This is a genomic window from Tateyamaria omphalii, from assembly GCF_019802125.1.
GTDB lineage: Bacteria > Pseudomonadota > Alphaproteobacteria > Rhodobacterales > Rhodobacteraceae > Tateyamaria > Tateyamaria omphalii_B.
Genome location: NZ_JAHVHT010000001.1, coordinates 20,705 through 34,255, shown reverse-complemented (window position 1 = coordinate 34,255; position 13,551 = coordinate 20,705). Strand labels below are relative to the sequence as shown.

Sequence of the window (13,551 nt, the reverse complement as noted above, 5' to 3'; positions counted from 1 at the left end):
TACCCACTCCTTAACGGTGGTCAGTCGCAAGCTGGCGTTCGAGCCATTGCGAGTATTGCGAGATGCCGTAGCAAACGACGAAGAACAGGAGCGAGGCAAAGCCAAGCAGTTCCCAGTAGACGCCGTTCCACTCCTGCGCGGACAGGATCGGTCCGCGGATCATGCCAACGAGGTCGAACATCGAGATCACCGACACCAGTGTTGTGTCCTTGAACAGACCCACGGCCACGTTCACGATCCCGGGGATCGAGATCTTGAGCGCTTGCGGCAGGATGATCAGACGCATGGCCTGCGGATAGTCGAGGCCAAGGCTGTCCGCCGCCTCGTACTGGCCGCGCGGCAGGGCGGCGAGGCCACCCCGGATCACCTCGGCGATATAGGCGGCCGAGAACATGGTGATCATGATCACCACGCGCAGGAACAGGTCCACAGTGCTGTTCGGCGGGAAGAAATAGGCCAGCATCACCGACGCCACGAAGAGCAGCGTGATGAGGGGCACACCCCGCACGAATTCGATGAAGACCACGCAGATCCACTTGATGATCGGCATGTCCGACTGACGGCCCAGCGCCAGCACGATGCCCAGCGGGATCGACAGCGACACGCAGGTCACGCCCAGCATCATGTTCAGCATGAAGCCACCCAGATCACGGCTTGGCACATAGCGCAGCATCGCATTGGCGTTGGCGTTGTCTGGGATGAGCCAGCCGCCAATTGTCCAGACCAGGATCGCAGCGATCACCGCACCGAAGAAACCAGCCGCAAAGCTCGACGTGCTGAGCTTTTGGAAAACGAAGTAGCCTGCAACAAAGCCGACCAACGCCAGCAGCGGGGTCAAAATCGTGCCGCCCCAGATCAGCCAGAAGGCCACAAAGGGGTACAGCGCCGTGATGATCAGCATCTTGCGCGGCAGCGTGTAGATCAGCACAGGCAGCGCCGCGACAAGCAGCAAGACAAGGGCCAGGTTTGCACGCCAGTATTCGGAGGCCGGGTATTTGAAGCCGTACAGCAACTGGTGAACCCGCTCCGTCAGAACCGAGAAACAACCGCCCCGTACACCGTCCAGCACTTCGCGGCACTCTGCGAGGCTCTTGGTTGTCCAGACGCCGTTGAAGAGCCAGGGCAGCGCCGAGGCAAGGATGGCGTAGATCGCATAAAGCGACAGCAGGGTCAGAACTGTACCCCAGACACCGTTGAAAAGGTTGCCGCGCAGCCAGCCAACCAGTCCGACCTCGGACGCAGGCGGCGGGGATGGGGGCAGTTGCGTGTCGCGGACGAAAGCGACGGTTTGTGCGTGTGTATCGCTCATCTCACCGCTCCTTCAGCTTCACGGAGTTGTTGTAGACGTTCATCACTGCCGAAATCAGCAGGCTGATCGTCAGGTAGAACAACATCAGCAGCAGGACGCATTCGATGGCCCGGCCCGTCTGGTTCAGCGTGATGCCCCCCAGCGTGCCGGTGATGTCCATGTAACCCACGGCAATCGCCAGCGACGAGTTCTTGGTGATGTTCAGGTATTGCGAGATCAGCGGCGGGATGATGACCCGCAGCGCTTGCGGCAAGATCACGAGGTTCATGATCCGACCGGGCCGCAGGCCCAGCGACGCAGCCGCCTCGGTCTGGCCCTTGCTGATTGCCTGAATACCTGCACGCACGTTTTCTGCAATGAACGCACCGGTGTAGATCGCCAGAGCGAACCAAAGCGCGATCAGCGAGCCGCGGATGGTCAGGCCACCGGCGAAGTTGAACCCCTTGAGCGCTGGAACATTCCAGCTGAGTCCCATGATTGTCAGCAGCACCAGCAACGGCACGAACCAGATGGCCAAGGTAATGTACCATGTCGTCGGACGCTCACCCGTCAGTTCCTGTTTGGCATTGGCCCATGCACTCAGCGCCTTGGCACCGAAGAAGGAACCGACCAAACCCAGCACGATCAGCAACCAACCCATGGCAGCCGACCCGAAAAGTGGATTGCCGAGGATCGGTGCGGGCACATAGACGCCGCGGTTGGTAAAGGCAAAGAGACCGAACAACATGGCTGCGTCCGGCTCGTCCCCACGGAAGGCACGCGGGGCAGGCATGACGGCCGTCATGATGGTGAAGATGATGATGATCCAGATCAGGACCGGCACGTTGCGGAACGCCTCGACATAGGCCGACATGAGCTTGGACACGAGCCAGTTGTTCGACAGGCGCAGAACGCCCGCGATCACACCCAGAACGGTGGCAGAAACGCACGCCAGGAAAGCCACCAGCAGCGTGTTCAACACACCCACGAGCGTGGCGCGCCAGTGTGTCATCTGACTGTTGTATTCGATCAGGCGCTGATTGATGTCGTAGCCCGCAGGCTCGCCAAGGAACGCCCAGCTAAGGAACAGGCCCTGGTCGCGCAAGTTGGCGAACATGTTGCTCATCAGGTATGCGATCGACACCACAAGGGCCAAAAGCGCAATGAATTGAAAGGTGTAAGATCTGTAGCGCGTGTCGTTGATCAACATCGACACGCGGAACGACTCCTGAGGAGGGTCGGTCATCGTGGTCATGGAGAGGGTCCCCGTGGTGCCGACCCTTGGTTTTTGTCGCGCCGTGGCGCGGGGCCGGGTTTTCAGAAGTTGGCTGTCCTTAAGGCATCTCTGCCGCTGTTTTCAGCGATCTTGTGCCCAGATGCGCAAGGGGCGCAGGGTTTAACCTGCGCCCCTCGGCTTGGTATCTTAGCGGAAGGGCGGGCTGTAGAGCAGGCCGCCATCGGTCCACTGAGCGTTCAGGCCGCGGGCCAGACCGATCGGGGTGGATTCGCCGATGTTCTTCTCGAAGATTTCGCCGTAGTTGCCGCCGGCGGTGATCGCTTTCATCGCCCAGTCAGCGTCCAGACCCAGCATCTCACCCAGCGTACCTTCGGTGCCGAGGATACGGTTGATTTCCGGGTTGTTTGTGCCTGCACCCATCTCGGAGATGTTGGTGGAGGTGATGCCCAGCTCTTCGGCCGAGATCAGCGCGTTCAGGGTCCAGCGAACCACATCGCCCCACTCGTTGTCGCCGTGACGGACCAGCGGGCCCAGCGGCTCTTTCGAGATGATTTCGGGCAGCAGGACGTGATCACCGGGCGCTTCGAATGCAGCGCGTGTCGCGGCCAGACCGGAGGCGTCCGTGGTGTAGACGTCACATGCGCCAGCCAGGTACTGCTGCTGCGCTTCGGCGTTGGTTTCGATCGGCACGGGCTCGTAGCTGATGCCGTTGACGCGGAAGAAGTCCGCCAGGTTCAGCTCGGTCGTGGTGCCGGTCTGGATGCAGACGGTCGCGCCGTCCAGTTCCTTGGCCGACGAAACACCCAGATCCTTGGGAACCATGAAGCCTTGGCCGTCGTAGTAGTTCACGCCAACGAAGGTGAACTTGAGGTCCACGTCGCGCGAGAAGGTCCATGTGGTGTTACGGGCCAGCATGTCGATTTCACCCGAAGCCAGCGCGGTAAACCGCGTCTTGCCCGTGGTCGGAACGAATTCAACGGCTGTTGCGTCGCCCAGAACGGCCGCGGCAACCGCGCGGCATACAGCAACGTCAAAGCCCTGCCACTCGCCATTTGCGTCGGGTGTCGCAAAGCCCACAAGTCCGGTGGCCACGCCGCAGTTCAGCGTGCCGCGTGCTTTCACGTCATCGAGCGTGCCAGCAGCCGCAGCGCCGGCGCTCAGGCCAGCGGCGGTCAGCGCGCCAAAGAGTACGGTTTTTTTCATTTTTACCTCTTCCTGATTGTCCGCCATGTTTCAGCGGTCCGATCAACGCGGCTTGAGTGATCACACCGCGTCGAAAGTGATCCAGCAGGGGTTATCCCCAACTGGTGGGCGTTAGTTTGCGGGGATTCATCGCAAAACGTCAAGGGCGGCATCATCAAAAACGATGCATAATTGTGCGCTTTTCGCGGTGACGTCTTGACGTTGCGTCAGGTCACTTTTGCCACGTCAAAAAAGGCTTTGGCGTGCAAAAACGACCCTTCCTTGACCTTCGCGACCTCCTGGGCTTCCTCATCTTCGCCCCATTGCTCCTCCTGCCAGGTTTCGTCCAGCCGCGAGGCTGCCCAAATTGTGAGCGGCGGGTGCAGGTCTTGTGCGGCGGCGAAACCCAGGATCAGCGATCCTGACAGGCTGACAAGATCATGAAAGGCCGCCAATTCGAAATTCGACAGCGCATGGACCTGCTTGGACAGGATGGCAAGCGCCGCCGCATCCTGTGATTCGTGCATCAGTCCCGTGCGCGGTTGCAGGCGCACGCCCCATGTCGCATCCGCCCAATCGAGGTAGGGATCCCACACCGACGCCTGCCGCTCGATCAGCGCCTGCGGGCCGTCGGCCCGGTAACACAGCAGATCCGCATCGCCATAAGCTGCCAGCATGTCCGCGACCTCGGCATGTTGCACGGCCACCTTGTCGATGGCCGCGTTCGCACTGCGCGTGAAGGGCATGGAAAGCGGGTTCACCACCTCGTCCTGTGCGTCCCACTCGGCGGCAACAGCTTCGGCCATGGCAGCCGTGGGCAAGGTCAGTGCCGCCTTGGCGGGTGTCTTGACCGGGCGACCATCCAGCTTGACCGTCCAACCGCCTGCAACCTCTTCGGCCGTGGCATTTGTCCAGAACCGTTTTTGCTTCCACTCGCTCATGTCATTCCGCCCACAGTGCGCCCAGCGCGTCATCAAGGTCATCAAAGTCGTCCAAAACCGTCCGCGCGCCCGTCAGCCGGACCGCCGGATGGTAGCCCCAGCCAACCCCGATGAACGGCATTCCTGCCGCCTGCGCCATGTCCGCATCGAAGCTGGTGTCGCCGATCATCACGGCGTCAGCGGCATACACTCCAGCCTCGTCCATCGCAGCTTGCAGCATGGACGGATGCGGTTTTGACGGGTGGAAGTCGGCCACCTGCCGGGTCACAAACATCCCGTCCAGCCCGTGTGTTTCGATCAAACCCTCGAGCCCACGCTTGGATTTGCCCGTCGCGATGCCCAACAGGATGTCATCCCGCCCGTTCAGGCGATCAAGTGCTGCACGCGCACCGGGGTAGAGGGGCGAGGATGCAGCCCCATTGCTCAATCGCAGATCGGCATAGCTGTCCTTGTAAACCGCGACCATCCGGTCGTGGTCCGCCTCCGGCGCAAGGGTCTGCATGGCAACGGGCAAGGACAGCCCGACAATACCCAGAATATCCTGCCGCGTCGGTGCGGGCACGTCGACAGCGCCAAAGGCCGCCGCCATGCTGGCGACGATATCGGCCTGGCTGTCGACCAGCGTGCCGTCCACGTCAAAGACCACCAGACGCATTTACAGCGCCTCGAACGGATCTTCGGCGGCCAGGTCTTCGGTCCAGCCGAACGTATCCCAGCTTTGCTTCATGTGGTCGGGCAACTCTGCCGTGACGGTAATGACCTTGCGCGTCTCGGGCTGTTCGAACCGCATCATGCGGGCGTGCAGGTGCAGCTTCTGCGAGATGATGCCGCCGACCTTCGCGCCCCAGCCATCACCGAGGTTTTCCTGGCTCGACCCACCATACTTCCCGTCGCCGACGATGGGGTGGCCGATCTCGGCCATATGGGCGCGCAGCTGGTGCGTCCTGCCAGTAATCGGTTCCATCGCCACCCAGGCGGCACGGGAGGCCACACGGAAGAGCGTCGCATACATGGTATGCGCCCGCTTGGCGCCCGGTGTGCCGTCGATGTCGCGCGGATGCACCGCGATCATCTTTTCACCCTCACCGCCACGCCCGCCGCCCGGCGCCTTGACCAGTCCGTATTTGATCTCGCCCAAGTAGGGTGTCGGCACACCCGCAACGAGCGCCCAGTAGATCTTGCGCGTGTCGTGATGGCGCATGGCCGCCGTCAGCGACTTGGCGGCGAGCCGCGTCCGCGCCAGCAGCAGAACGCCCGACGTGTCTTTGTCCAACCGGTGCACAAGGCGCGGCTTTTCATCCGCGTCGAATGTCAGCGCCTCGGCCAAACCGTCCACGTGCTTGGTCTGCCCCGATCCGCCTTGCGTCGGCAGGCCCGACGGCTTGTTGATCGCGATGACCTGATCGTCCTTGTAGATCACGCAGTCGCGGATCATCTTGGCGTCTTTGTCGGAAATGCGCGTCTTTTGCACCACTGGCGCGGGGCGGTCTGGCAAGGGCGGGATGCGCACTTGTTGACCTTCCTCGACGCGCGTCGAGGATTTGACGCGACCGCCATCAACCCGGCATTCGCCCTTGCGGCACATCTTTTCGATCATGCCTTGGCTCACCTGCGGAAAGCGGCGCTTCATCCAACGGTCGAGGCGCTGATCACCTTCGCCCGCCTCCACGGTCACGGTCTGAACCCCACTCATGCGAAGAGCCCCCTGGCGATGAGCAGCCCCACGGCGAGCGCCCCGACGGACAGACCGACGGACAGCAGGATGTAAAGCGCGGCAGAGGCTGTTTCGCCACGCTCGATCAAGGTCATGGTTTCAAGGGAGAACGCACTGAACGTCGTGAACCCACCAAGCAGCCCCGTCATCAAAAAGGGCGACAGGTGCGTTAGCCCCTTCTGCGCGGCGGTTACGACAAAAACGCCCATCAGGAATGAGCCCACGACATTGACGGTGATGATGGCCAGCGGAAAGTCCGACGGCCCAAGCGCGCGCAGCATCGCCACGCCCGTCAGCCAACGCAGCGACGCGCCAATCGCCCCGCCAAGGGCCACGAGAGAGAGGGTTGAAAACATGGCCGGTCTGTCGTCGGTCCGCTGCAAAGAGTCAAGCCGCGCTAGCTGTTCCGCTTGGACCTGAGCCGCGCAAAATACTCGACCCGCTTTTTCAGCTCACGCTCGAACCCACGCTCGACCGGTTGGTAAAGGTCGGGCCGCTCCATCCCGTCGGGGAAGTAGTTGGCCCCCGAAAACCCGTCTTCCGCATCATGGTCATAGGCGTAGTCCTTCCCGTACCCCTGATCCTTCATCAGCGAAGTGGGCGCGTTCAGGATGTGCTTGGGCGGCAGGTGCGAGCCGGTTTGTTTGGCCGCCCTGCGCGCGCCTTTGTAGGCGACATAAGTCGCGTTCGATTTGGGCGCGAGGGCGAGGTAGACAAGCGCCTGTGCCAGTGCCAGTTCGCCTTCAGGCGAGCCAAGCCGTTCATAGGTTTCCCACGCCTGCAAGCACACCGACTGCGCCTGCGGATCGGCGAGGCCAATGTCCTCGACCGACATGCGCGTGATGCGGCGGGCGAGAAAGCGCGGGTCTTCGCCGCCCTCCAGCATCCGCGCGAACCAGTAAAGCGAGGCGTCGGGGTCCGACCCGCGCACCGATTTGTGCAGGGCCGAGATCAGGTTGTAATGCGCATCGCCCGACTTGTCGTATTGCGCGGCGCGTCGCATCAGGCGGGTCGCGAGTGCGTCCCTATCCAGCTTGCCCTCAACCTTCCAGGCGGTGACCTGTTCGATCAGGTTCAGCAGCGCACGCCCGTCGCCGTCCGCCATTTCCAGCAGTGCTTCGCGGGCGGGGCCATCGAGCGGCAGGGGTTTGTCCAACTCCTGTTCGGCCCGCTGGGCCAGCAATTCGAGGTCCTTGAGATCCAGCCGCTCCAGCACCAGCACCTGCGCGCGGCTGAGCACAGCGGCGTTCAACTCGAAGCTGGGGTTCTCGGTCGTGGCGCCGACCAGCAGGATCGTCCCGTCCTCCATATGCGGCAGGAACCCGTCCTGCTGCGCCTTGTTGAAGCGGTGGATCTCGTCCACGAACAGCAGCGTCCCCTGCCCGTTCTGACGTCGGATCTTGGCCGCCTCGAACACTTTCTTGAGGTCCGGGACACCTGTGAAGATCGCCGAGATCTGGACGAAATGCAGGTCTGTCTCATGCGCAAGCAGCCGGGCGATGGTCGTTTTCCCAACGCCGGGCGGGCCCCAGAAGATCAGCGACGACAGCGCGCCGGAGGACAGCATGACGGTCAGCGGCGCCTCGGGTCCCAGCACCTGGGCCTGCCCGATGACGTCCGACAGCTTCTGCGGGCGCAGCCGGTCCGCAAGAGGGCGCGGCCCGGTATCGGGCACGGGCGGCGCTGATCCGAACAGGTCCGTCACATCAGAACCGCAGCACGATGCGGCTGTTGCCGCGAATGGCGCGCACGGTTGTCCCGCGGCGGGCTTCGGACAGGATTGCGGCCGCCTGCGCCGGTGTATCCACATCTTGCCGGTCGATGCGCTGCAAGACGTCGCCGCGCCGCAGGCCCACGCGGCGGCCAATCTGCCCTTCGTCCAGCACGACGACCCCTTCGGCCGCGATGGGCAGGTTCAGTTCGGCCAGAACCGCCGGGTTGATGCGGGCAAGTGTCAGCCCCGGCAGGCTGCTGTCTTCGGACAGTACCGTTTCGTCACGTGGTGGATCATCGGGCGGTGGGATCAGGGCGACGGTCAGGTCCTCCTCCTCCCCGCCCCTCAACCGGGTCATGGTGGCGCTGTCCTGATCACTGGCGACGCTCATGCGGAACAGCATCTCGCCCGGGCTGCCTACAGGCGCGCCATCAACGGCAAGAACAACATCTCCCACCTCGAACCCGGCGTCAGCCAAAGGGCTCGCCGGATGCAGACCCGCCAACATGATGCCGCCGGGACGGTCCCGGCCCAAGGTCTCGGCCAGATCAGCGTCCACGGCCTGCCCGGTCGCCCCGGCCCAGGGACGCACAAAACGGTCATTGCCGTCGCGCGCCTGTTTGACAAAGGCCGCCACCAGATCGGCAGGGATGGCAAAACCAATCCCGTTCGACCCGCCCGAGCGGCTGAGAATGCGGGTGTTGATGCCCAACAAGTCCCCACGCATGTCCACCAACGCCCCGCCCGAGTTGCCCGGGTTGATCGGCGCATCAGTCTGAATGAAGTAGCCCGCTCCACGCCCGTTGGAGCCACCAGACCGCGCGAGCCCCGACACGATGCCCGACGACACGGTCTGTCCCACGCCAAAGGGATTACCGATGGCAAGGGTCAGTTCCCCGACCTCAACCGTCTCACTGTCACGCAAGGACAGGAACGGCAGGTCACCGACATCATCGATCTTGAGGATCGCGAGATCGCTGTCCTGATCGCCGAGCAAAACCCGCGCGTCATACTCTCGCCCGTCGTTCAGGACGATCCGGATGTCCGTCGCCTGCCCAACCACGTGGTAGTTGGACACAACGATGCCGTCCTCGCTGAGGATGACACCGGAGCCGAGCGAGTTCTGCACGCGGGGCTGCGGCTGGCCGAACCCTTCAAACAGGCGTTCAAAGAACGGGTCGTCCATGAACGGCGTCCGCGCGCGGGCTTGCGTGACGAAACGAACGTAAATGTTCACGACAGCCGGGGCCGTCTCGCGCACGAGCGGCGCGAAGCTGAGCGTGATTTCGGACTGGTTTTGTGGCACGCGGGTCTCGGCCTGTGCGCCAAGGGCGGCAACAGCAAGGACCAGGGACAGGATCAGGGTCTTCATCGGCATCCTCATGTGGCACGGATATGCGTGCTGCCCGACGCAAATGCAACAGATGCGTCGGAACGGCGGCACGTTCAGTCGCGTTGGTCAGTCAACAGGAAAGGAGGCCGACGATGGCAAAGCTCGACCAAGGCACATGGGTTGTGGTGGCAGACAGCGAAAAGGTGCTGTTTCTGCGCAACCTGACGGACCAGCAGGACCCGAATTTCGAAGTGACGGATGTTGAAGAGCAGGAGAACCCGTCAGACATTGAACAATCCGCCAACCGACCCGGGCGCATGCACGATGGCGGGCCGGGCCACAAATCGGCCATGGACGATACGGATTGGCACGAGCTGGCCAAGGAGCGGTTTGCCAAGGAGTTGGCCGACATGCTTTACGAGGATGCCCACAAGGGTGCGTTTGAAAAGCTGGTACTGGTCGCGTCGCCGCAGGTGCTGGGCATCGTGCGCGATGAGATGCACAAGGTTGTGGCTGACAAGGTCGTCGCCGAAATTCCGAAAACGCTGACCAACCACCCGGTCAACGAGATCGAAAAGATCGTGAAGGCAGAGATCGAAGCCGCCTGAAACGAAAAACGCCGCCCTTGATCGGGGCGGCGTTTCACTTCGGCGCTGTTGAAGCGCTTATTCTTCTGCCGCGTCCTCGGCAGCGACGCGGGCCTTGTCTGCGGCACCTTTGGCGTCGCGGTCGCGGTCCACGAATTCGATGATGGCCATGGGCGCCATGTCACCATAGCGGAAGCCAGCCTTAAGAACGCGGACGTAGCCGCCCTGGCGGTCCTTGTAGCGCGGGCCCAGAACGTCGAACAGCTTGGCGACATACTGGTCTTCTTTCAGCTTGGCGGCTGCCTGACGGCGGGCGTGCAGGTCGCCGCGCTTGGCCAGCGTGATCATCTTTTCGATGATCGGGCGCAGTTCCTTGGCCTTGGGCAGGGTTGTCTTGATTTGCTCATGTTCGATGAGCGAGCCAGCCATGTTGGCGAACAGAGCCTTGCGGTGCTCATGTGTCCGGTTCAGGCGGCGGTAACCACGTGCGTGACGCATTTTCTTTTCTCCTTTTTGCCCTCTACGGGCTGTTTTGCTTTGTCTGGCCGGCGATGCGTGTCACCGGCTCTCCTTGGGGTCAGCGTTTTCGGCACGAAAGCGCGTAACCCGGAAATTGTCCGCCCAAAGGCGGGCAATGAGAGGGCATCCTTGCCCGGGGTAGGTAGGGCGGGGTTTCACCCCGCCGCACCATTAAAAATTGTCTTCGAACTTCTTCGCCAGATCTTCGATGTTGTCCGGCGGCCAGTCCTCGACATCCATGCCAAGGTGCAGACCCATGCCCGACAGCACTTCCTTGATCTCGTTCAGCGACTTGCGGCCGAAGTTCGGCGTGCGCAGCATCTCTGCTTCGGTTTTCTGGATCAGATCGCCAATGTAGACAATATTGTCGTTCTTCAGACAGTTTGCCGAACGCACCGACAGCTCCAGCTCGTCAACTTTCTTCAGCAGAAGCGGGTTGAACTCGAGACCATCGTCGTCGTCCTGACGCGAGGCGCTTTCCGGCTCGTCGAAGTTGACGAAGATGCCCAGCTGGTCCTGCAGGATACGCGCGGCAAAGGCCACGGCGTCGTCAGGGCTGATGGAGCCATCTGTTTCGACCTTCATGGTCAGCTTGTCATAGTCCAGAACCTGGCCCTCGCGGGTGGGCTGCACGTCATAGCTGACCTTCTTGACGGGCGAATAGATCGCGTCGATCGGGATCAGGCCGATAGGTGCATCTTCCGGCTTGTTCTTGTCAGCCGACACATAGCCCTTGCCGGTGTTGACCGTCAGTTCCATGTAAACGTCTGCACCGTCGTCGAGGTGGCAGATGACCAGATCGCGGTTCAGGATCTCGATCCCGGCGCTTTCCGAAATATCACCAGCGGTCACAACGCCCGGACCCTTGGCAGAGATCGACAGGCGCTTGGGCCCTTCGACTTCCATGCGCAGGCTGACCTGCTTGAGGTTCAGGATGATGTCGGTGACGTCTTCGCGCACACCGGCCACGCTGGAAAACTCATGCAGCACGTTGTCGATCTGCACGGATGTGATGGCGGCACCTTGCAGCGACGACATCAGCACGCGGCGCAGCGCGTTGCCCATGGTCAGGCCAAAGCCGCGCTCCAGCGGTTCGGCAACAACGGTGGCCTGGCGCGCGGGTTCGTTGCCCGGCTTGACGTCAAGCTGCTGCGGCTTGATCAGTTCGGCCCAGTTCTTGTGGATCATGCGTCCCTCCATTCCTGTCTGCGTGCCATGTCCAAACGCGCAAACTCCCGAGGTTTCAAAAAGCGGTTTGGGGCCGTGCGAAACGCAGGCCCCAAAGAGTGTTCAGTTGTCGCTTAGACGCGGCGGCGCTTGGGCGGACGGCAGCCATTGTGGGCAATCGGCGTCACGTCGCGGATCGACGTGATGTTGAAGCCAACGGCAGCCAGTGCGCGCAGTGCGCTTTCACGGCCGGACCCGGGGCCCTGCACTTCGACTTCCAGCGTCTTCACACCGTGTTCCTGCGCCTTGCGGCCCGCGTCTTCGGCAGCCATCTGGGCGGCGTAAGGCGTGGATTTCCGCGAGCCTTTGAAGCCCATGGTGCCAGCCGACGACCACGAAATGGCGTTGCCCTGCACGTCCGAGATCAGGATCTTGGTGTTGTTGAACGAGGAATTCACGTGGGCAACGCCCGCCGCGATATTCTTGGAGACCTTGCGCTTACCGCCGCGCCGTGTGTCACGTGCCATGGATGCGCCTCCTTATTTCTTCTTGCCGGCAATGGCCTTTGCGGGGCCTTTGCGGGTGCGAGCGTTGGTGCTTGTGCGCTGACCGCGGACAGGCAGGTTGCGACGGTGGCGCAGGCCACGGTAGCAGCCCAGGTCCATCAAGCGCTTGATGTTCATCTGCGTGTCACGACGCAGGTCACCCTCGACGGTGTAGTTCTCGTCGATGTGCTCGCGGATTTTCAGAACTTCTGCATCGCTCAGTTCGTTTACGCGGCGTGTCAGGTCGATGCCGACAGCTTCGCAGATTTTCTGAGCGGAGGTGTTGCCGATACCCGTGATATAGGTCAGGGCGATCGGAACACGTTTGGCGGTGGGGATGTTGACCCCTGCAATACGTGCCACTGAGGCTTTCCTTTCGTTGCGAGCCCGTCATTCCAGGCCCTTTTTTCACAACATAAGGCCCAAGGATTTTGCCCCCGGGCCTGCCGCTGATCAGGTGATCCGACCGGACGCGTTCCGGTCTTTGATTCTCGTTAGAGATGGCGTGAGATAGGCCTTGATTAAGAGGTCGTCAAGTCTCGTTCACGCAGACGCTGCAAAAGAGACGGGTTCAACACCCGCAGGCCAGTCGCGTCCCTCAACATGTGCGTGCAAAAGCGCTGCAAATCTGGCTGTATCCTGTGCAGGCCAGGCATGACCCAAGCCGGACGCACGACAGGCCCGGGCATTTGGCAGAGCCGCACAGATCTTGGACTGACCCTCCAGAATGGTGCCGTGTTCCTTGGTCCCCGCCGCAATCAACACACGGGTCGAGACGCGCTCCAAACCTTCGGGAAGCGAGAAGTCGACAACGTCGCACGTCGCGTGGGCAAAGGCCAATGGGCGGGTTTGGCGCGCACCGGCCACATAGGTGTCGATGTCCTCGGGCTGCAGCCCCATCGCGCGGGCATTGCGCGCGGCGAAGAAAGGTCTGGGGACCAGCGGGGCCATGGCGTAGCTCATCACCCGCATCAGGCGCGGATTGGGCATATCGCCGGGATGCAGACCACTCAGCAGCGCATGTTGAAAGCGGTCTGGTGCAAGCGCCAGCATGGTCAACCCGACATAGGCCCCAAGGGACACACCGGCGAGCGTCGTCACCGTCTCTGGCAGTGTGGCGAGCACAGAGCTCGCGGTGTCGGCTATGCTGGACCACGGAATGTCACGGCTACCACCGTGACCGGGCAGATCGACCAACACGGATGGGATGTCAGGCAGATGCGCAGCGACGGGCGCAAAGCTGGAGCCCGACATGGCAATACCTGGCAGAAACGCAAAGGCCGGCGCATGCGCCGGCCCAACAGGTGTGACGCTGAGCATCACG

15 protein-coding genes are annotated in these 13,551 nt (G+C 62.1%); 1 reads left to right on the top strand and 14 read right to left on the bottom strand.

From position 1 onward, the window contains the following. Window positions 1-10: 10 nt before the first annotated feature. The 9 genes from KUV51_RS00245 to KUV51_RS00205 form a co-directional block, all read right to left on the bottom strand. Window positions 11-1,309: an amino acid ABC transporter permease gene (locus KUV51_RS00245; RefSeq protein WP_222519632.1), complete on the bottom strand. Its 1,299-nt coding sequence runs from the start codon at window positions 1,307-1,309 to the stop codon at window positions 11-13. Between the two features lies 1 nt (window position 1,310). Further along, window positions 1,311-2,543 carry an amino acid ABC transporter permease gene (locus KUV51_RS00240; RefSeq protein WP_222519631.1) on the bottom strand — a complete coding sequence of 411 codons (1,233 nt, stop codon included), beginning with the start codon at window positions 2,541-2,543 and terminating at the stop codon, window positions 1,311-1,313. 168 nt (window positions 2,544-2,711) lie between these two features. Further along, a complete protein-coding gene (locus KUV51_RS00235) occupies window positions 2,712-3,728 on the bottom strand; it encodes an amino acid ABC transporter substrate-binding protein (protein ID WP_222519630.1) in 1,017 nt (338 codons plus the stop codon). Between the two features lie 206 nt (window positions 3,729-3,934). Continuing rightward, window positions 3,935-4,648, bottom strand: a complete 714-nt coding sequence (locus tag KUV51_RS00230; RefSeq protein ID WP_222519629.1) for an ATP12 family chaperone protein — start codon at window positions 4,646-4,648, stop codon at window positions 3,935-3,937. A 1-nt stretch (window position 4,649) separates the two neighbouring features. After that, window positions 4,650-5,303, bottom strand: a complete 654-nt coding sequence (locus KUV51_RS00225) for an HAD-IA family hydrolase (RefSeq protein WP_222519628.1) — start codon at window positions 5,301-5,303, stop codon at window positions 4,650-4,652. Beyond that, on the bottom strand, window positions 5,304-6,341 hold the full coding sequence (locus KUV51_RS00220) for an RluA family pseudouridine synthase (RefSeq protein ID WP_222519627.1): 1,038 nt from the start codon (window positions 6,339-6,341) through the stop codon (window positions 5,304-5,306). Beyond that, entirely contained in the window at window positions 6,338-6,718 is a 381-nt protein-coding gene (crcB, locus tag KUV51_RS00215) for a fluoride efflux transporter CrcB (protein WP_222519626.1), read from the bottom strand. Before crcB ends, KUV51_RS00220 begins: the two co-directional genes overlap by 4 nt. A 41-nt stretch (window positions 6,719-6,759) precedes the next feature. Then, window positions 6,760-8,067 (bottom strand): replication-associated recombination protein A, encoded by a 1,308-nt coding sequence (locus KUV51_RS00210; protein WP_222519625.1) that lies wholly within the window; start codon window positions 8,065-8,067, stop codon window positions 6,760-6,762. A gap of 1 nt (window position 8,068) precedes the next feature. Further along, on the bottom strand, window positions 8,069-9,448 hold the full coding sequence (locus tag KUV51_RS00205; protein ID WP_222519624.1) for a trypsin-like peptidase domain-containing protein: 1,380 nt from the start codon (window positions 9,446-9,448) through the stop codon (window positions 8,069-8,071). Between the two features lie 113 nt (window positions 9,449-9,561). On the opposite strand from KUV51_RS00205, the gene KUV51_RS00200 reads away from it, so the two are divergent. Continuing rightward, window positions 9,562-10,017 carry a host attachment family protein gene (locus tag KUV51_RS00200; RefSeq protein WP_222519623.1) on the top strand — a complete coding sequence of 152 codons (456 nt, stop codon included), beginning with the start codon at window positions 9,562-9,564 and terminating at the stop codon, window positions 10,015-10,017. A 57-nt stretch (window positions 10,018-10,074) separates the two neighbouring features. Here KUV51_RS00200 and rplQ read toward each other — a convergent pair whose 3' ends face one another. From rplQ to KUV51_RS00175, 5 genes are all read right to left on the bottom strand, one after another. After that, entirely contained in the window at window positions 10,075-10,494 is a 420-nt protein-coding gene (gene rplQ / locus KUV51_RS00195; protein ID WP_147114075.1) for a 50S ribosomal protein L17, read from the bottom strand. Between the two features lie 192 nt (window positions 10,495-10,686). Further along, a complete protein-coding gene (locus KUV51_RS00190; RefSeq protein ID WP_039688716.1) occupies window positions 10,687-11,703 on the bottom strand; it encodes a DNA-directed RNA polymerase subunit alpha in 1,017 nt (338 codons plus the stop codon). A 113-nt stretch (window positions 11,704-11,816) separates the two neighbouring features. After that, complete coding sequence (gene rpsK, locus KUV51_RS00185) at window positions 11,817-12,209, bottom strand: 30S ribosomal protein S11 (RefSeq protein WP_147114078.1); 393 nt, start codon at window positions 12,207-12,209, stop codon at window positions 11,817-11,819. Window positions 12,210-12,221: 12 nt separating this feature from the next. Next, complete coding sequence (rpsM, locus tag KUV51_RS00180) at window positions 12,222-12,590, bottom strand: 30S ribosomal protein S13 (RefSeq protein WP_147114081.1); 369 nt, start codon at window positions 12,588-12,590, stop codon at window positions 12,222-12,224. A 180-nt stretch (window positions 12,591-12,770) separates the two neighbouring features. Continuing rightward, window positions 12,771-13,547, bottom strand: a complete 777-nt coding sequence (locus KUV51_RS00175; protein WP_222519622.1) for an alpha/beta fold hydrolase — start codon at window positions 13,545-13,547, stop codon at window positions 12,771-12,773. Window positions 13,548-13,551: the final 4 nt, after the last annotated feature.